The organism is Comamonas testosteroni (genome assembly GCF_014076415.1).
GTDB classification, from domain to species: domain Bacteria; phylum Pseudomonadota; class Gammaproteobacteria; order Burkholderiales; family Burkholderiaceae_C; genus Comamonas; species Comamonas testosteroni_F.
Genome location: NZ_CP043568.1, coordinates 1,400,014 through 1,423,651, shown reverse-complemented (window position 1 = coordinate 1,423,651; position 23,638 = coordinate 1,400,014). Strand labels below are relative to the sequence as shown.

The window sequence follows — 23,638 nt, the reverse complement described above, 5'->3', positions numbered from 1 at the left end:
CAGACCCTAGACCGCCTCGCCAGGACTCACCAGCACATGGTCGATCGTGCCGGTGAATGCGAACTCGCCAACGTAATCCTCATAGGCCGTCGCGGAACCCCACTGCCTTCCGATCTGGATACCGTCGTGAACGGCGGAGTATCCGATCGGCGCGGTACGAATCTCGACGGGTTCGCTCTGCGATTCTCCATTGACGAACAATTGGCCCGTGCCCATTCCAATGCCGGTAGCGACGAACTCAAAGCGCAGCTCGACCCTTCCCGGCAGAATGGGGGCGGAGCTAACCCTGTGGCAGTCTATTTTCAGGCGGTTGTGCACGTAATACGCCCTGCCGCTCTTCATAAAGAGGCTCCAGCCTCCGAGTTCGGATCCGAGCGCCACAATCACGCCCTCGGCGCCGCCGGCGGGCACCTCGATCCGTGCCGTGATGGTATGGGAGTGATTGAGCAAGCGCGGCATCGCGGTGATAGGAACCGGGCTGGATCCCGGGTAGTAGGCGTAGGCAGCTCGCCGTTCGGCCGCCACCGGCCGCGTGCGGTCCAGAGCCCGCTCGCGAAAGCGGTCGTCCAAGGGCAGGACATTGTGCTTACGGGCCTCTTCCCACCACAGATCGATCAATGCCTTGAGCTTCTCGGGATGCTCCCGCGACAAGTCATTGGCCTGCGTATAGTCGTCGTCCTGATGGTACAGCTCCCACTGATCCTCTTCCCAGTCCGTGCCAGGTTTGTGCCAAGTAACCGCCATCCAGCCGTCCGACCAGAGGGCCCGGCAGCCGAGCATCTCGTAGTACTGGACATGTTTGCGGGTGCGCGCCTCGGCGTCCTGAAATGTATAGGCCAGGCTGATGCCTTCAAGCGGCTTTTGCTCGTTGCCATTGATGACCCTCGGTACCGACACCCCAGCCATCTCTAGCAGCGTCGGATACAGGTCGGTGATGTGGTGGTACTGGGTCCGGATTCCACTGACATGCGCCACCCCGCTAGGCAGGTGCACCACCAGCGGATCGGTGTTACCGCCCCGGTGGGTGTCGCGCTTCCATCGTCGGAATGGCGCATTGCCCGCCATTCCCCACCCCGCTGGATAGTGCGTGTCGGTATGCTTGCTGCCGATCCGGTCAATGTCCTTGATCATCTCCTGGACATTCATGGGTAACAGGTTACGGAATCGCTCGGTATTCGTCGTCCCATGCTCCTGGCCCTCCTGGCTTGCGCCGTTGTCGGAGAGCACCAGGATCAGCGTGTTGTCGAACTGTCCCAGGCGTTGCAGCGTAGCGACGAGGCGCCCGATCTGCGCGTCGGTATGGTCGACGAAGCCGGCGAACGCCTCTTGCATGCGCGCGTACAGGCGCCTGGCGTCCGCATCGAGCGAGCCCCAGCCGGCAATGCCAGGGTTCCTGGGCGGCAGCTTGGAGTTCCTGGGAATGATGCCGAGCACCTTTTGGCGCTCGAAGGTCTCCGTGCGCACTTGATCCCAACCCTGGTCGAACTTACCCTTATATTTCTCGATATAGGACTGAGGCACATGGAATGGCGCATGGGGAGCGCCAAAGGCCAGATACAGGAAGAACGGCCGGCCGGTGGCAACCTGCTGCTGGTCCTGGATCATCGCGATAGCCTGGTCGACCAGATCTTCGCTGAGGTGGTAGTCGGCCCGCTCTGGGGTGGGAATGCGATGGTTGTCGCAAGTCAGCATGGGATGCCAGTGATCCGTCTCCCCTGGCAGGAAACCATAGAAGCGTTCGAAGCCCATGCCGAGCGGCCAGCGACTGAACGGGCCAGCCGCCGTCACCTCGGTAGGCGGCGTGAGGTGCCACTTTCCCACCGCAAAAGTAGAATAGCCCGACTGCTTCAGCACTTCCGCGACGGTCGAAGCGCTGCGTGGCATATAGGCGTTGGAGCCCGGGAAGCCGGTCGATAGTTCGCTGATGACAGCGAATCCAACCGAGTGGTGGTTACGGCCGGTCAGCAGTGCGGCCCGCGAGGGCGAACACAGGCTGGTAGTGTGGAAATTGGTATAGCGCAAACCATTTGTGGCCAGCTTACCGATACAAGGCGCCTCGATAGGCCCGCCATAACAGGACAGATGGCCGAAGCCCAGGTCGTCGAGCAGGACCACCACGATATTCGGAGCATCCTTTGGTGGCCTGACCGGGCTCGGCCATTCGGCCTTCGATTCCTTGTACGTGTTGCCTATGACGCCACCGAACGGCGCATCGGCCGGCGGAAGAATGTCCTCATGCGGGTGCGGAGCAAGCGCGCCCTGATTCTCGGTTCTTGGGGTTGCCATGGTCACCTGCAGAAGTGAAGTAATCGATGAGCCAAGGCACTCGGGAGCGACGGCGCCAATCCGCAATCGATCTCGGAGCACCTCGGATTTGAGTTAAGTCTGGACTCTCATCCTTGGTCTATTTCTTGAACAAAGGAAATGCTTCCCGCCAATCTCACCGCGCTGGAGTGCGGTATCGAAAAAATGCCGCCAGAAAAATCACTCTGCCACCATCCCCAACTTTTTAATCAACGCACGTTGCTCAGTCAGTTCCTGCTGGATGTCCTGGGCAAATTCGGCCGGCGTGCGCCTGTCCGCCTTGCGACTGCCGGACTTTTCGATCACTTCCTTCATTTCAGGCGTGTTGATCGCGGCCATGACGGCGTCAGCCAATCTGGCCACCAAGGCGTCTGATGCCTTGGTGGTAATCAGAAGACCGCCCCATGGTTCAGCCAGAATGCCGCTCCCTGGTTCAGCGCGGTAGCCAGGTACCCCGGCTTCGGCCACCGTGGGCACGTCGGGGTAGTAGGGGGTGCGGCTGGTCCCGGTAAAGGACAGCGCGCGCAGCTTGCCGGATTTGATGAGCTCTGCCGCCGCCGCTGGCGTGGCAAACTGGAAATCGATTTCGCCCCCTGCAAGTGCAAAAATGCCGTCGATGGCACCCTTGAATGGCACGTGGGTTGCCTTGATGCCTGGAACAGCGCCTTCCAGCAATTCATACATCAGATGGGTTGGAGAGGCCGCTCCCCCAGAGCCAAAATTGAGCTTGCCCGGCTTGGCTTTCATGGCCTCGATCAGATCACGCTGCGTCTTGTAGGGCGAGTCGGCGCGTACCATCAGCAGATGAGGTGCGACCGAGAGCTTGGCCACCGGCTTGAACTCTTTCAACAGATCGATCTTGGCGCCCATCGCTTGCGCCGTGACCATGCCGCTATGGGCATACAGCAATACTGAACCATTGCCTGCAGCAGGCGCTGCCGCTCTGATCCCAATGACGCCGGACGCGCCTGGTTTGTTTTCCACGATCACCGTGGTTGCCAGACCCTTGGCGAGCTGCTCGCCAAGCCTGCGCACCGTGACATCCACCGCACCACCTGCCGGAAAAGGCACGACAATCTTGATGGCGGGTGGTAAGGGGGAACTTTCTGCCCACGACAAGGGGCTGAGCAGCAAGGCTGCAGCGGCCACGATGCAGTGTCGACGATTGAATCGTTGCATGTCTGTCTCCTGGAAATGTCGCTTCTGTTCTGATTGGGCCCTGATTGCCGCCGCGAATCAGCGCTGGATCCCAAAGCCCTCCCCGAGGGCCTGTTGGGCCAGGTCCTCGCGCTGGTTCATGACGCTGCCGGGTGCCTGCGGGCCAGGCGTCACGGTGACGCTGTGTATGACGCCGGGGTAGGCAAACGTGCCGCGTTCTGCAAACCGGGACGACACGCGCTGGCGTCGATCCAGGCCCACATCCATGCCTTCGCAGTGGATGCTCATGACCGTAGGGGCAATGTCGGTCCACGGCTGCGTTGTGCCGCCGTCCAGCGCCAAACGAGCCCGACCTTGGCGTTGCCCCAGGGCTTCAAATTCCAGGCGCAGGCATTGCGCGCCGGGCGTCAGCGGCAACAGAGGCAAGTCAAGCGGATTCATCCAGCGGTGGTAGACGAAGAGTGCCGACCCGCCGGTGACATACAAGGCCAGACCCGTAAAGGCTTCACCGAGGGCCCAGATCACGCCTTCCTGGCCAGCCTGCCAGTCGAATCGCGCAGTGATGCTGAAATTGCGGTCGGTAATCAGAGGCGAGACGACAACACGGCTGATGGTCTGGGTGCCGGGGTAAAACACACGCTCGGTGTTCACGCTTTCCATCAAATGCGGCGGCAGCGTGATGGCGCGTTCCAGTGCGCGCGCGTCAAGCGGGTAAACGTTGTTGCTCCAAGCCTCGGCATCAAACGCCACCTCGAGTTCCTTCACCTTGTCAGGGAACTCGGCGGCCAGGTCATGGCATTCAGTCGGGTCGTTGGCCAGATTGAACAGCATCCAGTTGTCCAATGTGCTGATCTTGCCGCCGCGAGTCTGCAGCGAGACAATTTTCCAGTCGCCCAGGATGTAAGCCCGGTTGGCTTCCAGCTCGTAATGCTGGCTGCTGCGAGCCGCGGGCGCTTTCGCGTCGCTCAGCACGGACTTGAAGCTCTTGCCATCGGCTTGGCGCGCGGTCAGGTCACCAATGTGATCGGGGCGCGTGAGGCCGATCACGTCCATCAGCGTCGGGGTGATGTCGGTCACATGGACCCACTGCTTGCGCACTGCGCCTTTTTCCGCGATGCCTTTGGGCCAATGCATGATGAAAGGCACGCGGATGCCGCCCATCATGGGCGTACGCTTGAAATAATAGAAAGGCGTATTGGACACCTGGGCCCAGCCCGTGGGGTAGGCTGGCATGGATTCCGGTCCGCCCACCACGCCCTTTTTCATGGCTGCATACGATTCGCCGTGCTGGGTGGGCTGGCCTTCGCGTGAGCGCATGAAGTTCGGGGTGCCCTCGAGCCCGCCAACCGCTGAAGCGCCGTTGTCAGAGCTGAACACGATCAGGGTGTTGCCGAGCTGGCCCGAGGCTTCCAGAAAGTCGAGAACGCGGCCGACGTTCTGGTCAATATTGTCCACCAGAGCCGCGTACAGCTCCATGTAATGCGCAAAGAGCTCGCGCCGCTCATCGTCGAGGCTGTCCCAGGCTGGCACGCCCGGCGGCATCGGCGCCAGGGGGTGGGGGCGGTCAAACAGGCCAAGCTCGGTCTGACGTGCCGCACGCGCGGTTCGCAGGCGGTCCCAGCCTTCGGCATAGCGCCCTTTGTAGCGCGCCATGTCGCCGGATTTGGCCTGAATCGGCATATGCGGCGCATTGAAGGCCATGTACATGAAGAAGGGCTTGTGCGGCTCGCTGCTTACGTGCGACTTCATGTACACCAGAGCGCGGTCGGTCCAGGCGTCGGTGGCAAAGTAATCGTCGGAGTAGCTGTCGATGTCGGCAAGCTGGTTGCCTTCATAGATGCGGTCTGGCGAGAAGTAGTTGGTCTCTGCGTCCAGAAAGCCGTAAAAGCGCTCGAAGCCGCGCTGCAGTGGCCAAGAGCTGCGGTCTGCCGCATCGTGAACGTGGTGGCCCCAAGTGTTGTGCCACTTGCCCACCATCATGGTCGAATAGCCCTGGACCTTGAGCATTTCGGCCAAGGTGGGGGCGTCCTGAGAGATTTCGCTGTTGTAGCCTGGGTAGCCAGGGTTGGCGTGCGCGATCCAGCCGCAGCCCACCGCATGGGGGTTCTTGCCGGTGAGCAGGGCCGCGCGCGCCGGGGAGCACATTGGCACGGTGGTGTAGTTGGTGAAGCGCAGGCCACCTTCGGCCAGCCTGTCGATATTGGGCGTGGCAATCTCGCTGCCAAAGCAACCCAGGTCGGAGAAACCCAGGTCGTCGCAATACAGGATCAGGATATTTGGCGCGCCCGCCGGTGGCTTCACCGGGGCTGGCCACCAAGGTTGCGACTCCGAGATCAATCGCCCTATCTTGCCTTGGAATGCACTGGCTGGATTGCCATCACGCCATGCTGAATCTTGACTCATTGCGGATCGTCCTCAGTGAAGAAGTTCAATGAAACAATCCTAGCCATCCGATGCCCAGAGCAATGTCAAAGAATGGACATTTGAAACAAGGCGAGACGCCGCATGGGCGTTGCCTGCGCACTCAGGCGTCCTCAATGGCGTTCATTACACGTTGCAGACAGGAAAGATCGCGCACGACGATACGCCCATAGGCAAGGCTGATCGCGCCATCTTGCTCAAGCTTGTGCAGCAATTGGTGGGTACGCTGACGGGAAAGGCTGAGCATGGAAGCCAAGGTCGCTTGACCCAGCCGTAGCTCGACCGGTGTCGTCCGGCCGGCAGGGAGGGACGGAATAGTTTCCAGCCGCTGTACATAGAGGTACAAGAGCCGCGCCATGCGCGCAATGGCGGGCGCCATGCTGCGGTACTCGAGGTTGTCTGTCATCCACCGCATCCGCTGGCACATGACCGCGATGACCGCATCCTTGAGCTCAGGGTGCTCGTCGGCCGTCCTGAGCCATTGGTCATATGGCACGACAAGTGCTGCGGCAGGTTCATGGGCGACAAGACTGGTCGTATCGGGCGTCTGGGTATAGCACGGCACAAAGCCGTAGCCATCGCCTGGTCCCATGAACGACAGGATGAACTCCCGCCCAGAGGCACTCACGCCCGTCACGGCCGCCTTGCCTTCCAGCCAGATAACGATGCCGCGCGGGATTTCTCCTTGGCGTATCAGCACGGAGCCCGGTGCAAGGCGCACCTGATGGCGGCCGCGCGCAATCAGTGCGCGCGCGGTCTCAATGGATATCGGCGCGGGCCACTTGGGGCGCATGACGGCGAGCAGCGCCTTTTCGTCCCACTGTGTCATCTGTGCTCCCATTTGATCACTTCGGCTGAACTTGCCAGCCACTTGCCTGCGCTATCCCTCTGGCTGGATTTCCCGCGAAATTGCTCTGATTGACAACTGTATGTCTTTTTAATTGTTGGGCCCCTTTAGACTTTTTTTCACCTATGGGTGGCACGCGGGCCTCCGATTCTTGCATGGGGCAAGCTAAACCGTTCCGGCTATATGCCGCGCGTTTCCACGGTAGCGGTGACCCATTCGCGGACGCACATAGCTTCCGCTATCCATATCGCCTGAATTGGCAACTACTTGTCTTTTGGATCGCCCGGAACTCATTAACCTCTTTCACCTATGGATACCTTGCAGACCTTCGACTTCATCGTGGTCGGTGCCGGCTCAGGCGGTGCCGCCGTGGCTGCGCGCCTGTCCGAGAGCGGCCGCTACACCGTGTTGCTGCTTGAGCCCGGGGGCAAGACCGACACCTTCAACCACCGGCTGCCGTTGGGGGTAGCAAACCTGGTGCGCGACGAACGCTGGGCGTGGCGCTTCGTCAGTGGGCCGGAGCCTGCGCTGGGCGGGCATGGCGTCTACTCCCCGCGTGGCCTGGGGCTTGGCGGCAGCAGCGCGATCAACGGGATGATCTGGGCCTTCGGCGATGCCAAGGCATGGGACGAATGGCGCGACCTGGGCCACGAGGGTTGGGGCTGGTCGGATGTGCAGCCGTTCTTCAAGAAGCTGGAGAACTATCCCCAAGGTGATGCGGCAACGCGCGGCCATACCGGACCGATGCACATCACCCGGCATCGCCCCGAGCCTCTGGGCCAGGCATTCCTGGACAGTTGCGCCTCGCTCGGCCTGCCTCCCGCCAAGGACTACAACAGCGGCAGCGTCGAAGGTTGGACCTGGCTGCAGACCAATACCCGCAACGGCTGGCGTTGCTCCACCTATGACGCCTACCTGAAGCCGGCGGCCGGGCGCCGGAATCTACAAATTGAAACGGGCGCGTACGCGGATACCTTGGTGTTTGAGGGGACGCGGGTCGTGGGCGTGGAATTCGTGCGCCGCGATGGGGATCGCCCTGCGGCACGCACTCGGGTGCGGGCTGCGCATGAGGTCATCCTGTGCGCGGGCGGTTACCACACGCCGGCCTTGCTGGAGCGCTCAGGGATCGGGCAGGCGGAAGTGCTGCAAGGCCTGGGCATCCCCGTGGGCCTTGGCAATCCGCACGTGGGCAGCCATTTGCTGGACCATATGCGCACCTGCGTGAGCTTCCGCACCCGTGGCGCGTTGACCATCAACGACATCGCCCACAGCCTGCCATCCAAACTGCGTGGGGGAGCACAGTGGTTTTTCACGCGGCACGGCTGGCTGCGCACGGCAACCATGAATACGCAATTGGTTACGCGGTCCAGCCCCGATGCGCCTCGCGCCGACCTGAAGCTCCAGCTCAACGGCATTCACAACGATTTTTCGCAGTGGGGCCAGCTAGGGTATCCGGTCCCACGCGAAAGCGGATTGTCGCTGTTGAACTGGCCGGTCTACCCGCGTTCGCGCGGCCACAGCCACATTGCCGGCAGGCAGCCCTGGGACCATCCACGGATCCTCACCAACTTCCTGGCCGATGCCTACGATCAGGCCGTGACGATAGCAGGGCTCAGGCTGGCGCGCATAGTGGCAGCGCAGCCCGCATTTCAACGCTACATCGTCGATGAGACGTTCCCCGGCGTTGACGTGCGGTCGGACGATGAGTTGCTGGCCTACGCTAAGGGTACCGGGCTCACCGTCTATCACCCTGTAGGCACCTGTCGCATGGGGGCGCCGCAGGACAGCGTGGTCGACGCGCAATTGCGCGTGCATGGCTTGGCCGGACTGCGCATCGCGGATGCATCGATCATGCCCACCCTGCCTTCCTCAAACACTAACGCGCCATCGATCATGATCGGTGAGCGTGCCGCCGACTGGGCTCTGCGCGCCGCCGAACACATGCGTTGACTTACCCGATATCAGGAGACAGCCCTCTATGACACCCCTTCCCGCCGTGCTCACCGCCCGCCCGCAGCACTACATTGACGGTACCTGGGCCGCTTCGCCAGGCCAAGACCGCCTGGATCTGGTGAATCCGTACAGCGAAAAGCCGTTCGGCAGCGTAGCCTTGGGCACAGCAGCCGATGTCGATGCCGCCGTACAGGCGGCCCGGACCGCTTTTCCTGCATGGAGCACGCTCCCGCGCGAGGAGCGCGCAGCCTGGATAGGCCGGCTCGTGGCGGCGCTTCAGCCGAGGCTGGAACCCATCGCCCAGCTCGAAACGACCGAGATGGGTAGCCCCATCGGCTTCTCCCGCCGGGCCCAGGCCCAGTTGCCCCTGATGGTGCTTGCGTCATATGCCGGATTCCTCAAGGAGGAACCCCGTGACGAGCTGATCGGCAACTCCCGGGTGGTGCGCGAGCCCATCGGGGTCGTCGCTGCGATTACCGCTTGGAACTATCCGCTGCTGCTGCTGCTGGGCAAGGTCGCGCCCGCCATTGCTGCGGGATGCACGGTTGTCGCCAAGCCCAGCGAGATCGCGCCGCTGACCGCAATGGTGGTTGCAGATGCCTTGGCGGAGATCGGCTTCCCCAAGGGCGTGATCAATATCGTCAACGGTATCGGCCCCGTGGTCGGCGAAGCCCTGGTGGCGCACCCGGGCGTGGGCATGGTGTCCTACACCGGCTCCACGGCAACGGGGCGGCGCCTGATGGCCACGGCGGCACCGACCGTCAAGAAACTCGCGCTGGAGCTGGGCGGCAAGTCGGCGACCGTGATCCTGGACGATGCGCCGCTGGAAGCAGCCGTGCGCGGCGGCGTGCAGGGCTGCTTCCTCAATGCTGGGCAAACCTGTATCGCCTTGTCGCGCATGATCGTGCCGGCCCACCTGCACGCCAAGGCACTGGAGATCGCCGCAGACGAGGCGAGGAAATTCGTGCCTGGCGACCCGATGGACGAAGCCACCACGCTTGGGCCCCTGGCCTTCGCCAGGCACCGCGAGCGGGTGCAGGAGTACATCCGCATTGGACAGGCCGAGGGCGCGCGGCTGGTCACCGGTGGTGCCGAGCCACCCCGTGGCGCGGAGCAGGGCTACTTCGTGCAGCCTACCGTGTTCGGGGAAGTGCTGCCGGGCATGCGCATCGCGCAGGAGGAGATCTTCGGGCCGGTGCTTAGCATTCTGCCGAGCAAGAACGAGGCCGATGCCGTGGCCATTGCCAACGGCACGATCTACGGCCTGAACGGCGCGGTGTGGTCAGCCGATAGCGCGCATGCCGTGCGCGTCGGCCGCCAGTTGCAATGCGGCAAGGTTGACATCAATGGCGGTGGCTTCAACCTGAATGCGCCGGCCGGTGGCTTCAAGCAGTCGGGCATCGGACGCGAGCGTGGGCGCTACGCAATGGAGGAGTTCCTTCAGGTCAAGTCGCTGCAGTTCAACGACGACGAGCTGGCCCGGGCGTCTTGCCCGGAATAGGCAAGTTGGCAGGCATGCCCGCTATGGGCCGCGATGTGCGTTTGGGTGACCCGGCCTGAGGCTTGGAGGCCGCGACCTCGGTTTTTCATTACGAAGACCCGGAGCAGGTATTCCGCTCCGGACACAAGGAGCAGACACCAAGCCAAGCAGCCTACACGACAAGAAAAGGAGACAGCATGCCAGTAGTCGATAAGCCTAGTCGCCGCGATGTGCAAATCACACTGAATAGTAACTTTCGGCCTGGAAGGGCGTGGTCTATAGCCGCGCTGTTGTCCCTTTTCATGCTGATCAATTTTGTGGACAAGATCGCCATAGGATTGGTCGCCGTTCCGCTGATGGACGAATTCAAACTCACACCTAGCCAATATGGTGTGGTTGCCAGCAGTTTCTTTTGGCTATTTTCGATTTCGTGCGTGGCTGGCGGTTTCTTGGCCAACCGGTTCAAAGCCAAGTGGCTTCTTCTGGGGATGGCCGCCATTTGGGCTTTGGCTCAGGTGCCAATTATATTTGCCCAGTCGATGGCGGCGATCATCCTGGCTCGGGTGATTCTTGGAATTGGCGAGGGGCCGGCTTCGCCCATCGCAGTGCATGCGAGCTTCAAATGGTTTCCCAACGAAAAGCGCAATCTGCCGGTGACGGTGATTTTGACAGGAGCCACTGTCGGCTTGTTGATCGCTGGAGTCACGATTCCCCAGATCACCGCACGTTGGGGATGGCGAACGAATTTCGAGATCCTTGCAGTGATTGGCGTTGTCTGGTCGTTGCTTTGGTGGGTGTCGGGTGCGGAGGGAACCATCGAGGACCAAGCCGTGGCAAGCAAAAGCGCAGCAGTTCAGGAGCCTGCCATCCCTTATCGGCGACTGCTGTCTGACCCTACCATTTGGAGCGCCATGGTGCTGCACTTTGTCGCCTATTGGGCCTTGGCATTGTCATTGACCTGGCTGCCCGCCTATATCCAGAAAGGTCTGGGGTTTGACGCGATCAGCTCCGGGCGCCTGTTCGGATTGGTCGTGGCCACTACCGTACCGATCAATCTGTTCGCTTCATGGTGGTCACAACGGCTTTTGGCCAAAGGCAAGACCTCCCGCGTTAGCCGCGCTATTTTGTCCAGCCTGGCCATGGCTCTGGCAGGTGTCCTGCTGCTGATTGGTTTCACGCTGGTAGATCTCAGCCCCATGCAAAAGGTCATTTTGCTTGGGATTGCCTTGGGCCTGCCTCCCATTATCTATTCCTTGGCGCCTGGAATGATCGCTGAGGTCGTGCCACCGTCTCAGCGTGGGGCCATGCTGGCGATTGACAATGCGATAGCGACGTTGGCTGCGATTATTGCGCCAATCGTAACCGGTTGGCTGATTCAGTTTGCCTCTGGAGATTCTCCGGCACGGGGGTATGAACAAGGGTTTGTGGTGAATGGCACCCTGCTTCTGATGGGTGCCTTGGTTGGTCTGATTTGGACAAATCCCGAGGAATCGGTGGCCAAGCTGGTTGAACAAGGAATGAAGCCGGTCAGCTGCCTTTAAGCAGACGCAGGAGGCGTTAATGGAATGGACGCCCCGGCTGGTTGCCTGCCGGGACAGGCTCGGCCTGGCCACGCTGGTATCGCGCCAGGCTTGATCGATAACGGGCGGATTGTCGGCCCTCTGACCGGCTTTTACCTCGCGCTGAACACCTGCAAAGAAGGCCACCACGTCGATCTCAGGGATGCCACTGATTGAGCGAAGGTGTTGGCGCTTGGGCACGAAGCTGACGTACTGCTGGACAGCCTGCATCCCGGCGCGCTCGAACGCTACGGATTGGGGGCCGACGACCACATCGTGCAGGCGGCCACCGGCATGACCATGCTCACGGGCTGCGGGAGCGCCCCACCGATCAGGACCGACCTTCCCACCGTCGATGCATCGACGGGCATGCACCCCGCTCAACATCCGGGCTTCCTTGCGCGAGCGCGATGCCACCGGACGCAGACGCTTCATCGACATAGCCATGATATTCAGAGTTACGCCGGTCATCTTTTGCGCCAGCCTTGCCTGATGCTCTCGATTTTCCTCTTTATAGCCCCCGATATGGCGTTGTTGCATTACAGGGACTTTCCGTCAATGCAAGCGCTGATCAGTCACTTTTGACTGATCTGTCTGCCAAGACGATCCAGGCGCGTGAAACGAGGAACAGACTGCACATCTACAGACGGGGTTAGGCACGAGGTGTGCCCCCTCAGAAACAGACCGCGCAGCATGGCTCCATTCAAATCTCGTGACGTCTTGCGACTCACAATGCAACAACGCCGTTCGAAGCCAGGCTGATGGCTGCGTAAACAGCATCAGGCCACGCACCAAATTGATCCTTTGCCATCGATCCGACACCGGCGAGGTGCGTGGCAGGCACCGATTCACCAAAGAAAAAGCCGTGCAGTACACGGCTTTTGTCGTTTGAGCGCTGAGGCTTATTCCACGCGCGTCACCGCCTGGGGCTTGAAGCCCAGGTCTGCGGCCTTGCCCTTGCGGCCGCGGTTGCCGCGGGCATTGTTGAGGCTGCGGATCTCCAGCGTCTCGGTACGTGCCTTGCCGCCACGCCCAACGCCATCCAGCCGGATGCTGCGCGTATAGGCGGCCGCGCCGGCCAGCTGATCCTTGTCTTCCAGGCTGATCAGCATCAGGCCGCGCCCGCCCTTGGGCATGGCCTTGAGCTCGGCGATCTCGAAGGTCAGAATGCGCCCGCCCACCGAGGCACAGATCACATGGCTGGCGGGGTTGAGCAGACCGGCCCCCTGCTCGCCGCCTTCCACATATTCGGCACGCGCATTCATGGGCACGCCATGCACCACCGAAGGTGCGCACAGGGTCTCGCCCTCGCCCAGCGTGACAAAGGCCTTGCCGGCCTTCTGGCGCGAGACCATATCGCCCACAGTCGCCGTGAAGCCATAGGCACCCGAGCCCGAGAGCAGCAGCTGCGTGCTTTCGCTGCCGGCAAAGTAGTACAGCAGCTGGGTACCGGCTTCGAGCTCGATCATCGTCGTCACGGGCTGTCCGTCGCCGCGTCCGCCCGGCAGGGCCGACACCGGCACCGAATAGACCCGGCCATTGCTGCCAAAGGCCAGCAACTGATCGACGGTGCGGCACTCAAACGTGCCATAGAGACTATCGCCTGCCTTGAAGCTCAGCGTGCCCGCATCCACGCCATGGCCTTGACGCGTGCGCACCCAGCCCTTTTCGGAAATGATCACGGTCGTGGGCTCATCCACCACCTTGACCTCGGCCACCACCTTTTTCTCCTCGTGGATCAGCGTGCGACGGGCATCGCCAAAGGTCTTGGCATCGGCTTCGATTTCCTTGCAGATCAGGCGGCGCATGGTCGCCTCGCTGCCCAGGATGTCCTCAAGCTTGCCCTGCTCGCTGCGCAGCTCCTTGAGCTCCTGCTCGATCTTGATGGCTTCCAGGCGCGCCAGCTGACGCAGACGGATTTCAAGAATGTCCTCGGCCTGACGCTCGGAGAGATTGAAGGCATCGATCAGGGCCTGCTTGGGTTCATCGCTGGCGCGGATGATGGCAATGACCTTGTCGATATTGAGCAGCACGGCCTGGCGGCCTTCGAGAATGTGGATGCGATCGAGCACCTTTTCCAGCCGGTGCCGGCTGCGTCGCGTCACGGTCTGGAAGCGGAAGGCAATCCATTCCTCCAGCATCTGGCGCAGCGACTTCTGCACCGGGCGGCCGTCGAGGCCAATGCTGGTCAGATTGATCGAGCTCGAAGACTCCAGGCTGGTGTGGGCCAGCAGCGCCGTGATCAGCTCCGACTGCGGAATCTTGCCGGTCTTGGGTTCGAACACGATGCGCACCGGAGCATCCTTGCTCGACTCGTCACGCACGCAGTCCAGCACGGCCAGCATGCTGGCCTTGAGCTGGGTCTGCTCCTGGCTCAGCGCCTTCTTGCCGGTCTTGACCTTGGGATTGGTGATGTCCTCGATCTCTTCGAGCACCTTCTGGGCCGACACGCCGGGCGGCAGCTCGGTCACCACCAGCTGCCACTGGCCGCGTGCCAGCTCTTCGATCTTCCAGCGCGCACGCACCTTGAGACTGCCGCGGCCCGTGCGGTAGGCATCGGCAATATCGCTGCTCGATGAAATGATCTGGCCTCCGCCCGGATAGTCGGGGCCGGGAATCAGCGCCAGCAGCTCTTCCTCGGGCAGCTGAGGCTTCTTGATCAGGGCCACGCAGGCTGCCGCCACCTCGGGCAGATTGTGGCTGGGGATTTCCGTTGCCAGGCCCACGGCAATACCGCTGGCGCCATTGAGCAGCGAGAACGGCAGGCGGGCCGGAAGCTGCTTGGGCTCCTGGGTGCTGCCGTCGTAGTTGGGCACGAAGTCCACCGTGCCCATATCGATTTCGTCGAGCAGCAGGCCGGTGATCTTGGAAAGACGTGCCTCGGTGTAACGCATGGCCGCTGCACCATCGCCGTCGCGGCTGCCGAAGTTGCCCTGCCCGTCGACCAGCGGGTAGCGCTGATTGAAGTCCTGCGCCATGCGCACCAGTGCGTCATAGGCCGACTGGTCGCCGTGCGGGTGAAAGCGGCCCAGCACGTCGCCGACGACACGGGCGCTCTTGACCGGCTTGGCCGCCGTATTGCCGTTCGGGCCGCTATAGCCCAGGCCCATGCGGTCCATGGCATAGAGAATGCGGCGCTGCACGGGCTTGAGGCCATCGCTGACATCCGGCAGGGCGCGGCCCTTGACCACCGATAAAGCGTATTCGAGATAGGCGCGCTGTGCGTATTGACCCAGGTCCAGTGCATCGCCAGCGGCTTGTTGAGACAAATCCAGTGTGGTTTGATCGCTCATGAATTCTTTGTGATTTTCCAAATTGCGCCGATCCGGCGACTCAAGGTATTTGCGCGTCCGCAGCCGCAGAGGCTGCGCCCGGCAGAGTCATGCGTATGCGGGAGCCGCCGCGGCCAGCCGGGCTGGCCGCAGCCAGCCGCCCGCTCAGGGGCCGCGCTGCCTGCAGCTGCTCGTAGATGCCGGTGACGGCCTTGACGTAATTCATTGTTTCTTTGTAGGGCGGAATGGCCTTGCCGAATTTCTGCACCGCACCTTCGCCCGCGTTATAGGCGGCCAGCACCAGATCGAGCCGTCCCGGGAACAAGTCCATCAGATAGCTCAGGTAACGCGCGCCGGCAGGCACGTTCACGGCCGGGTCGGCCAGTTGCTGCTGCATGCTGCGCTTTTTGCTGGCCGATACGCCAAAGCGCTCGGCCGTGCCCGGCATCAGCTGCATCAGGCCGACAGCGCCCTTGGGCGAAACGGCCTGGGCATCGAAGCCGGACTCCACGGCGATCACGGCCTTGATCAGGTCGTAGTCCACGCCGGTTCTCTCGGCCGCCTTCTGCAGATGCGGCCTCACGCTCTTGTAGCGCGGCGAGACCTCGAAAAAGCTCTGCATACGGGTGCGGGCGTTGAGCCCCTCGGCCGCCGAGTCCTGCTTGAGCTGCAGGCCCGGCTGGCTGCTGTCGTAGAGCTCGCCCTTGAAGAACAGCTTGTAGCGCTCATCCAGCGCCTCGGCCGCAAAGTGCGTGACGCCGAATTCGTCGACATAGGCCCAGAGATCGGCATGTGCCGCCGGCGCCAGGGCCAGCCAGCCCGAGCCCACCAGCAAGGCAGCCGCCATCGCACGTCGCAAACGCACAGCCGCGAACCCGCCGCGCGCAGGCAGCTGGCTGGTTGAGACATCGAACATTGGCTTGTGCATGGCTGGCTCCATCGGCCGGTAGTGGCCGCTAGTGCAGGCGTTGGCAACGCCCCCGCCTAGATATCGACCTCCACGGCATCGCCATGCAGCTCCATCAGCTCGCGGCGAGCGGCGGCTTCGCCCTTGCCCATGAGCTTGGTGACCACGGCCTCCGACTGTGCAAAGTCCAGATTCATGAACTGCACCGGCAGCAGACGACGCGTATCGGGGTTCAGCGTGGTTTCCCACAGCTGTTCGGCATTCATCTCGCCCAGGCCCTTGAAACGGCTGACCTGGCATTTCTCGCGCGGCACGCCGTCCTTGGCGCATTTCTCGATGATGGCATCGAGCTCGCCCGCATCGAGCGCATAGACCTTGATGGCCGGCTTCTTGCCGCGCGCAGGCACGTCCACACGGAACAGCGGCGGCAGCGCCACATGGATGTGACCGGCTTCGATGAGCTTGGGGAAATGCTTGAAGAACAGCGTCAGCAGCAGCACCTGGATATGCGAGCCGTCCACGTCCGCATCCGAGAGAATGCAGATCTTGCCGTAGCGCAGGCCGGACAGATCGGGCTCGTCATTGGGGCCATGCGGATCCACGCCGATCGCCACCGAGATATCGTGGATTTCGTTGTTGGCGAACAGCCGGTCGCGGTCCACCTCCCAGGTGTTGAGCACCTTGCCGCGCAGCGGCAGGATGGCCTGGGTTTCCTTGTCGCGGCCCATCTTGGCGCTGCCGCCGGCAGAGTCGCCCTCGACCAGAAACACCTCGTTGACGGCTATGTCCTTGCTCTCGCAATCGGTCAGCTTGCCGGGCAGCACGGCCACGCCGCTGCCCTTGCGTTTTTCCACCTTCTGGCCGGCCTTCTGGCGGGTCTGGGCGGCCTTGATGGCGATCTCGGCCAGCTTCTTGCCCCAGTCCACATGCTCGTTGAGCCACAGCTCCAGCGCCGGGCGCACAAAGCCCGAGACCAGACGCACGGCATCGCGCGAGTTCAGGCGCTCCTTGATCTGGCCCTGGAACTGCGGATCGAGCACCTTGGCATTGAGCACATAGCTGGCGCGCGCGAACACGTCGTCGGGCATGAGCTTGACGCCCTTGGGCAGCAGCGAGTGCATGTCGATGAAGGCCTTGACGGCCTGGAACAGGCCGTCGCGCAAGCCGCTGTCATGCGTGCCGCCAGCGGTGGTGGGAATCAGGTTGACATAGCTTTCGCGCAGCGGCGCACCGTCTTCGGTGAAGGCCACGCACCAGGCCGCGCCCTCGCCTTCGGCAAAGCTGTCGTTGTTCTTGTCGGCAAAGCCCTCGCCTTCGAACAGGGGGATGACGGGCTCGCCATGCAGGCTCTGCGCCAGATAGTCGCGCAGACCGCCCTTGAACTGCCAGCTCTGGGTATCACGCGACTTTTCGTTGATCAGCGAAACGGCGACGCCGGGCATGAGCACGGCCTTGCTGCGCAGCAGATGCACCAGCTCGCCCATGGGCAGGGCCGAGGACTCGAAGTATTTGGCATCGGGCCAGGCACGTACCGTCGTGCCCTGCTTGCGCTCGCCGGCCTGCAGAGGGCGCACCTTGAGCGGCTCGATCACGTCGCCGCCCGAGAACACCAGCGTGGCCACCTGACCGTCGCGGTGCACCTGCACCTCCAGGCGCGTGGCCAGCGCATTCGTCACCGACACGCCCACGCCGTGCAGACCGCCCGAGAAGCTGTAGGCGCCGCCATTGCCCTTGTCGAACTTGCCGCCCGCGTGCAAACGCGTGAACACCAGCTCCACCACGGGGGCCTTCTCCTCGGGGTGCAGACCGAAGGGAATGCCGCGCCCGTCGTCTTCCACACTGTAGGAGCCGTCGGCATGCATGGTGAACTTGATTTTCTTGCCGTAGCCGGCAAGCGCCTCGTCGGCCGCGTTGTCGATCACCTCCTGCAGGATGTGCAGGGGGTTGTCGGTGCGCGTATACATGCCGGGACGCTGTTTGACAGGCTCCAGACCCTTGAGAACGCGGATCGAGCCTTCGGAATATTCGTTGGACGGTTTGACTGCCATGGGGGCGGATTGTAGTAGCCTCTCCAGATGAGAGCTGGATAAATTCACAGTTGTTTACTCCCAATACTCTTGCACAAAGCCCGAACATCTGTCTTGGCAACGTGTTTTTACCGGATCTTTATCGTAGAGAAGACTATCAAAAAGATAGCTTTAACCTCATGTAATTCATATATTTCATATAGTTTTTTTACCTATATCCTTTACAAATATTACGCAAGACGCTCACTTTTTTTATTTTTCTGATTCGCTGTGCATCCAGGCAACCCGGCACTGCCATCGCATTCTGGCAGGCCGGACTGCCACGCATGTGACGAGCTGTGCAGGCGCAAAACAGCGGGTTTCGTTACAGTGGTGTGCTGACCGCCCCCAAGCCTTTTTTCGCACACACGGCATGACTACAAAGACAACTCAAGCCCCCATGTCCATGGCGCAGATTCTTCTGTGCGGTGGCGCCATCGTCACGCTCTCCATGGGCATACGCCACGGCTTCGGCCTCTGGCTGCAGCCCATCACCCAGGAGATGGGCTGGACGCGCGAGAACTTTTCCCTGGCCATTGCCGTGCAGAACCTGTCCTGGGGCATCCTGGGCATCTTCGTCGGCATGCTGGCCGACCGCATCGGCGCCTTCAAGGTGCTGATCGGCGGCTCCATCCTCTATGCGCTGGGCCTGGCCGGCATGGCGCTGTCTCCCGATGCCACCGTGTTTTTGCTGACCGCCGGCGTGCTGATCGGCGCGGCCCAGGCCGGCACCACCTATGCCGTGATCTACGGCGTGCTGGGCCGGCAGATTCCTGTGGCGCGGCGCAGCTGGGCCATGGGCGTGGCCGCTGCGGCAGGCTCGTTCGGCCAGTTCTTCATGGTGCCCGTGGAGGGCAAGCTGATCGCGCAGTTCGGCTGGTCCAATGCCTTGCTGATACTGGCGCTGTTCGCGCTGCTGATCGCCGCCCTGGCCTTTGGCCTGCGGGAGCCGGGCTTTGGCGGCAGCACGCCCATCAAGCGCGAGCAGACCGTGGGCCAGGCGCTCAGGGAAGCCTGGACCTACCCCAGCTTTCTGCTGCTGATGGCGGGCTATTTTGTCTGCGGCTTCCAGGTCATGTTCATCGGAGTGCACATGCCCAGCTATCTGAAGGACTTCGGCATGGCGCCCCATGTGGCCAGCTATTCGCTGGCCCTGGTCGGCCTGTTCAATATCTTCGGCACCTATCTGGCCGGCAATCTGGGCCAGAAGCTGCCCAAGCGCTATCTGCTGTCGGGCATCTACGGCCTGCGCTCGGTGGCCACCGTGGCCTTTTTGCTGGCCCCGCTGTCGCCCTGGTCGGTCTATGCCTTCTGCGCCGCCATGGGCTTTCTGTGGCTGTCCACCGTGCCGCTGACCAATGCCACCATCGCCCAGATCTTCGGCGTGCAGCATCTGTCCATGCTGGGCGGCTTTGTCTTCTTCAGCCACCAGATCGGCAGCTTCCTGGGCGTATGGCTGGGCGGCTATCTCTACGATATCAACGGCAACTACGACATGGTCTGGTACATCTCGATTGCCCTGGGCATTTTTGCCGCCGTCGTGAACCTGCCCGTGCGCGAGACAGCCATTGTGCGACGCGCGCCCAGCGCCGCCTGATACCGGAGACACCACCATGCAGCTCAAACTCTGGCAACGCATCTCCATCTGGTGTGCCGTGCTCGTGCTGCTGCTGGCGGTGTTTGCCCTGTATCTGCAACCGGAATTCATGCTCACACTGGCAGACCAGGTCTGGGCCTGCTTCTGAGCTCTTGGGCAAGCCGCCCGGGCGGCATGGCCGGGAGAGAGCATGGCCCGCATCATCATCACCGGAGCCTCGGACGGCATAGGCGCCGAAATGGCCCGCCAGCTGGCACAAACCCATGGCAGCCGGCTGCAGCTGACGCTGGCCGCGCGCAATGCCGGCAATCTGCAAGCCGTGGCAGAACAATGCCAGGCCCTGGGGGCGCAGGTGCTGGAAGTTCCCACCGATGTGAGCGAAGAGGCCCAGTGCCGCGCGCTAATCGACGCCGCCGTGCAGCAGTTTGGCGGGCTGGACGCCCTGATCAACAACGCCGGGGTCTCGGCCCATGCCCTGTTCGAACAGGTCAGCGCACAAGACCTGGGCTGGTATGAGAGGTTGATGCGCATCAACCTCTGGGGCAGCGTCTGGTGCACCCATGCGGCGCTGCCGCACCTCAAGGCCAGCCAGGGCTCCATCGTCGCCGTGTCTTCGCTGGCCGGTCTGATCGGCGTGCCGGGCCGCACGGCCTATAGCGCCAGCAAGTTCGCCATGGCCGGCTTCTTCGAAGCCCTGCGCATCGAGCTCAAACCCGCCGGCGTGAGCGTGACCACCGCCTACCCCGGCGTGGTGGATACGCGCATCCGCTACCACGGCTACAACGCCAGAGGCGAGGCCGCAGGCGTCAGCGGCCTCAGGGAAGACGGCGCGATGACGGTGGCCGAATGCGCGCGCCTCATACTGGACGGCATGAGACGCCGCCAGCGCGAGGTGGTGATGACCGGCAAGGGTAAGCTGGGTCGCTTCATCAAGCTGATCGCCCCGGGCATGGTGGAAGACATGGCCCTGGCCGCGCTCAAGGACGATGTGAAGCCGCACTGAGCCGACGCGAGCTGCTGCCGACGCAGCGACGCACAGGACATGCAAGGATTGGGCTGCGGGCACTGCTATAGTTTTCGCAAGATGACAAGCAACTCCCTGCCTCCCACCCCCGCCACCATTGCGGCGATTTCCGCCGGCCACTGCGCGCAGGCGCCCTCCGCCTGGATTGCCCGCTTTGCCCATCTGGTACGCCCGCAGGGCTCGGTGCTGGACCTGGCCTGCGGCATGGGTCGCCATACGCGTTTCTTCTCGGCCTTGAACCACACTCTGACCAGCGTGGACAAGGCACCGGAGGCGACCCGGTCCGTGGCGGATATCGCCGAGACGATTACCGCCGATATCGAAAACAACGCCTGGCCTCTGACGGGCCGCAGCTTTGACGGCGTGGTCATCACCAACTATCTGTGGCGTCCGCTGTGGCCGCTGATTCTGGACAGCGTCAAGCCCGGCGGCGTGCTGCTCTACGAAACCTTTGCCCAGGGCAACGAGGCCTATGGCAAGCCCTCGCGCCCGGACTTCCTGCTGGCTCCCGGCGAGCTGCTGCAGGTCTGCGCCGGCTGGAACGTCGTCGCCTACGAGCACGGCCTGCTTGAGCAGCCCACGCGCGTGGTGCAGCGCATTGCCGCCATCCGGCCCGATGACGCGGCCGCAACTGCCGCACCAGCAGCACTGCTGCAAGCCTGACGCCCTTCTTCTGCATCCACCTGCGCCCGACTGCCATGCCCGCCTACGCCCTGCTGCTTGCCCACGACGAGCACCCCAGTCCTGATACAGAGTGGCCCGCAGAACCCGGCGGCAGTTGCGACGGCTGGGCCGAATGGTTCAGCAGCACGCCGCTGCTGTTCAGCGTGCTGCTGGGCGATGCACGGCATCTGCCCGAACTGGTCCCCTGCAGCGCCTACCAGGACAAGCAAAGCCTCGCGGCCCTGGCCGCGCCCATGGAGCAGGTTCAGGCCCGCTGGCAATGGCTCAGGGGCGTGATGGAACCACTGCCGGCACACTGGCCAGGCTCTGTCAGCAGGCAATGGCAGGAGATTGACCGTGTCATCCGCACCAGCGCGCGCCAGTGGCTGCTGCTGGACTGCGCGACGCTATGTCCGCATGACTTTGACGAAGCGGAGTTCACGACCTTTTTGCAGGCCCAGCGCGAGCTATGCCGGCAATGGAGCTGCAGCGGCGCCGAGCTGCCCGAATCCCTGCAGGCCTTGAAGCGGGCGCCGCAATCCCATCTGGGATGGTGGAGCGGCTCGGTCATTGCCCGCACCGAGGTCATCGAGCAGCAAAGCGAAGAAGACTGGCCCTCCTGGCTGGCCGATCACTACGAACTGCGCCACCATGGCGCCTGGGACGAAGCGACCGAAAGCTATTACGTCATGCCCAGGCTGCACCCGCGCACAGGCCTGAAACCGCAAAACGAGGCCGAGCGCGACCACTGGCCTGTGGGCATGGTCACGCCCTATGGCCGCTGGCTGCAGCGCCCCGTGGAAGGCGCGAGCATGACTTTTGTCTCCGGCGAGCATCTGAGCGTGCACTATCCCGAGACCACGCCTGGCGAAGGCGCAAGGTCCGGCATCAAGGATTTGAACGGCATCTGGCTGGTATCGCCCTCTGCGGGCTATCGCGACGCCTATGCCGTCACGCCCCAGGTGATGGCCTGCCGATCACCGGGGCAGGAAAACATGCAGGACCTGCGCAGCCTGCCCGGCCTCGCGCTGCTGCACGAAGGACTCGGCAGCATCGACTACAACGAGGAACAGGACGAATTCATCCGTGCCGAAAAAGGCCCGTACGGCAACTCGTGCCAGTTGCTGCTCAAGCCCGACGGCCACCCACTGTTTGATGCGGGCCGCTATGAGCACATCAACGACTTCAGCACCAAGACAGACCTGGCCGTCGCCTGCGTCCGGGAACCCTTTGTCAACGAGCAGGGCGAGCAGGAGTTGCGCATTCTCGAAGGCGTGATTGACATCCGCGGCCAGGAAATCATCCCCTGCCGGTTCAAGACCATAGAGCGCGGCTTCAGCAGCTCGCCCCCCAAGATATTTCCCGGCCGCAAGCTTCTGGCCATCACCGAAAAAGGCGAGCCACGCATCTTCAGCACCAAAGGCAAGCTGCTGGCCGCCCCTGATATCTGGTGCCCGCCGCTGAACTGCAGCCCGAAGAAAAATGAACTGCTCGCCTTTATGGGCGAGGGAGCGGAGGCCGAGCTGGTCCTGTTCTCCATCCGGGATTTCAGCATCACCCGCACCGGGGAAACCTGGGAGGACTACCGCAATGCGCTGCGCGGCATGTTCAAGGGCCTGGGGGACGACGCCCCCGAAGCCACGACCATGACCCGCGCAGAACTGATGGAAGCCGAAGATCCGGCCTGGATGCAGGACATATCGCGCATTCTTTGCCTGAACGACGAAAGCCGGGCTGCAGACCTGCTGCAGCAATGGCGCGACTGCGTGGCGGCACCTGATCCTGACGACATGGGCCGGGACGAAGATGACGAGAGTGACCCCGATGTCATGCATCTGCCCGCTGGTGAAAACGCGCTGACCCTGTACTGGGTGCATCTGCTGGCCGTTGCCGGTCAGTTCGCCCGCTTTGACTGGAAGGATGCCGACGGCATTGCAAACACGCACTGGCTGCCCGGCACCGATGACTGGCAATGGGACACGCCCGCTGACGGTGTTGAATCGGGCATGGAGAACATGGCCGAACATCTGGCCGGCCGCCAGCTGGCCCTGATCAAGCTGGCCACCGATGACGACAGCCTGCGCGTGACCGTGGTGCGCGCGGCCGATGCCGAGGACTTCATGGAGCGGCTGGCGCAGGCCCATATCAGCGCCTGGAAGTACAGCGCGAACTGATGGCAGCACCGTGCCACGGCAGTGCTTGCCGGCCTGGTCCGAGGGCGAAAGCAAAGCCTGCGGCAGTATCTTCAGCAACGGCAAAGCCGTGCAAAGGCCTTCATGCTGTCTAGAACAGACCCGTCCTCAACAAACAATATGACGCACAAATTTTAAATATTTCGTCATTTCGTCATTTATCAACAACACTTCGACAAAAACAGAGTTTTGCTA

The 23,638-nt window shown here is 62.5% G+C and carries 16 protein-coding genes; 9 read left to right on the top strand and 7 right to left on the bottom strand.

Annotation, left to right across the window (positions count from 1 at the left end):
- Positions 1-6 precede the first annotated feature (6 nt).
- The 4 genes from F0P97_RS06450 to F0P97_RS06435 form a co-directional block, all read right to left on the bottom strand.
- On the bottom strand, positions 7-2,286 hold the full coding sequence (locus tag F0P97_RS06450) for an arylsulfatase (RefSeq protein ID WP_182286112.1): 2,280 nt from the start codon (positions 2,284-2,286) through the stop codon (positions 7-9).
- Between the two features lie 198 nt (positions 2,287-2,484).
- Positions 2,485-3,453, bottom strand: coding sequence for a Bug family tripartite tricarboxylate transporter substrate binding protein (locus F0P97_RS06445; protein WP_182286111.1), 969 nt, complete (start codon positions 3,451-3,453; stop codon positions 2,485-2,487).
- Between the two features lie 87 nt (positions 3,454-3,540).
- On the bottom strand, positions 3,541-5,865 hold the full coding sequence (locus F0P97_RS06440) for an arylsulfatase (RefSeq protein WP_182286110.1): 2,325 nt from the start codon (positions 5,863-5,865) through the stop codon (positions 3,541-3,543).
- A 121-nt stretch (positions 5,866-5,986) separates the two neighbouring features.
- The gene (locus F0P97_RS06435; protein WP_182286109.1) at positions 5,987-6,712 is read right to left on the bottom strand and encodes a Crp/Fnr family transcriptional regulator; all 726 of its coding nucleotides are present in this window, start codon (positions 6,710-6,712) and stop codon (positions 5,987-5,989) included.
- A 327-nt stretch (positions 6,713-7,039) separates the two neighbouring features.
- On the opposite strand from F0P97_RS06435, the gene F0P97_RS06430 reads away from it, so the two are divergent.
- The 4 genes from F0P97_RS06430 (at position 7,040) to F0P97_RS06415 (ending at position 12,307) form a co-directional block, all read left to right on the top strand.
- A complete protein-coding gene (locus tag F0P97_RS06430) occupies positions 7,040-8,680 on the top strand; it encodes a GMC family oxidoreductase (protein ID WP_182286108.1) in 1,641 nt (546 codons plus the stop codon).
- A 28-nt stretch (positions 8,681-8,708) separates the two neighbouring features.
- A complete protein-coding gene (locus tag F0P97_RS06425) occupies positions 8,709-10,184 on the top strand; it encodes an aldehyde dehydrogenase family protein (protein WP_182286107.1) in 1,476 nt (491 codons plus the stop codon).
- A gap of 176 nt (positions 10,185-10,360) precedes the next feature.
- On the top strand, positions 10,361-11,704 hold the full coding sequence (locus F0P97_RS06420) for an MFS transporter (protein ID WP_182286106.1): 1,344 nt from the start codon (positions 10,361-10,363) through the stop codon (positions 11,702-11,704).
- Positions 11,705-11,908: 204 nt separating this feature from the next.
- A complete protein-coding gene (locus F0P97_RS06415) occupies positions 11,909-12,307 on the top strand; it encodes a hypothetical protein (RefSeq protein WP_182286105.1) in 399 nt (132 codons plus the stop codon).
- Positions 12,308-12,624: 317 nt separating this feature from the next.
- On the opposite strand, the gene parC is transcribed toward F0P97_RS06415, so the two are convergent.
- From parC to F0P97_RS06400, 3 genes are read right to left on the bottom strand one after another with little or no spacing between them, the layout of a single operon-like run.
- Entirely contained in the window at positions 12,625-15,015 is a 2,391-nt protein-coding gene (parC, locus tag F0P97_RS06410) for a DNA topoisomerase IV subunit A (RefSeq protein WP_182286104.1), read from the bottom strand.
- Positions 15,016-15,055: 40 nt separating this feature from the next.
- Positions 15,056-15,922: a lytic transglycosylase domain-containing protein gene (locus F0P97_RS06405; protein WP_182286103.1), complete on the bottom strand. Its 867-nt coding sequence runs from the start codon at positions 15,920-15,922 to the stop codon at positions 15,056-15,058.
- Between the two features lie 56 nt (positions 15,923-15,978).
- Complete coding sequence (locus tag F0P97_RS06400; RefSeq protein WP_003064589.1) at positions 15,979-17,949, bottom strand: DNA topoisomerase IV subunit B; 1,971 nt, start codon at positions 17,947-17,949, stop codon at positions 15,979-15,981.
- A gap of 418 nt (positions 17,950-18,367) precedes the next feature.
- Here F0P97_RS06400 and F0P97_RS06395 point away from each other — a divergent pair, with 418 nt between their 5' ends.
- Genes F0P97_RS06395 through F0P97_RS06380 form a run of 5 tightly spaced genes read left to right on the top strand, consistent with a single transcriptional unit; the run spans position 18,368 to position 23,425 of the window.
- Entirely contained in the window at positions 18,368-19,564 is a 1,197-nt protein-coding gene (locus tag F0P97_RS06395) for an MFS transporter (protein ID WP_182287118.1), read from the top strand.
- Between the two features lie 16 nt (positions 19,565-19,580).
- Entirely contained in the window at positions 19,581-19,712 is a 132-nt protein-coding gene (locus tag F0P97_RS27800; RefSeq protein ID WP_003057673.1) for a hypothetical protein, read from the top strand.
- 42 nt (positions 19,713-19,754) lie between these two features.
- Positions 19,755-20,567, top strand: a complete 813-nt coding sequence (locus F0P97_RS06390) for an SDR family oxidoreductase (RefSeq protein ID WP_182286102.1) — start codon at positions 19,755-19,757, stop codon at positions 20,565-20,567.
- 39 nt (positions 20,568-20,606) lie between these two features.
- Positions 20,607-21,251 (top strand): class I SAM-dependent methyltransferase, encoded by a 645-nt coding sequence (locus F0P97_RS06385; RefSeq protein ID WP_182286101.1) that lies wholly within the window; start codon positions 20,607-20,609, stop codon positions 21,249-21,251.
- 35 nt (positions 21,252-21,286) lie between these two features.
- The gene (locus tag F0P97_RS06380) at positions 21,287-23,425 is read left to right on the top strand and encodes a DUF6630 family protein (RefSeq protein WP_182286100.1); all 2,139 of its coding nucleotides are present in this window, start codon (positions 21,287-21,289) and stop codon (positions 23,423-23,425) included.
- Positions 23,426-23,638 lie beyond the last annotated feature (213 nt).

Bases quoted from the DNA above. Each gene is read 5' to 3' on its own strand.
- F0P97_RS06395 (WP_182287118.1), top strand. From the start codon at position 18,368: ATGTCCATGGCGCAGATTCTTCTGTGCGGTGGCGCCATCGTCACGCTC.
- F0P97_RS06390 (WP_182286102.1), top strand. From the start codon at position 19,755: ATGGCCCGCATCATCATCACCGGAGCCTCGGACGGCATAGGCGCCGAA.
- F0P97_RS06425 (WP_182286107.1), top strand. From the start codon at position 8,709: ATGACACCCCTTCCCGCCGTGCTCACCGCCCGCCCGCAGCACTACATT.
- parC (WP_182286104.1), bottom strand. From the start codon at position 15,015: ATGAGCGATCAAACCACACTGGATTTGTCTCAACAAGCCGCTGGCGAT.
- F0P97_RS27800 (WP_003057673.1), top strand. From the start codon at position 19,581: ATGCAGCTCAAACTCTGGCAACGCATCTCCATCTGGTGTGCCGTGCTC.
- F0P97_RS06450 (WP_182286112.1), bottom strand. From the start codon at position 2,286: ATGGCAACCCCAAGAACCGAGAATCAGGGCGCGCTTGCTCCGCACCCG.
- F0P97_RS06420 (WP_182286106.1), top strand. From the start codon at position 10,361: ATGCCAGTAGTCGATAAGCCTAGTCGCCGCGATGTGCAAATCACACTG.
- F0P97_RS06400 (WP_003064589.1), bottom strand. From the start codon at position 17,949: ATGGCAGTCAAACCGTCCAACGAATATTCCGAAGGCTCGATCCGCGTT.
- F0P97_RS06440 (WP_182286110.1), bottom strand. From the start codon at position 5,865: ATGAGTCAAGATTCAGCATGGCGTGATGGCAATCCAGCCAGTGCATTC.
- F0P97_RS06405 (WP_182286103.1), bottom strand. From the start codon at position 15,922: ATGCACAAGCCAATGTTCGATGTCTCAACCAGCCAGCTGCCTGCGCGC.
- F0P97_RS06380 (WP_182286100.1), top strand. From the start codon at position 21,287: ATGCCCGCCTACGCCCTGCTGCTTGCCCACGACGAGCACCCCAGTCCT.
- F0P97_RS06430 (WP_182286108.1), top strand. From the start codon at position 7,040: ATGGATACCTTGCAGACCTTCGACTTCATCGTGGTCGGTGCCGGCTCA.
- F0P97_RS06385 (WP_182286101.1), top strand. From the start codon at position 20,607: ATGCAAGGATTGGGCTGCGGGCACTGCTATAGTTTTCGCAAGATGACA.
- F0P97_RS06435 (WP_182286109.1), bottom strand. From the start codon at position 6,712: ATGACACAGTGGGACGAAAAGGCGCTGCTCGCCGTCATGCGCCCCAAG.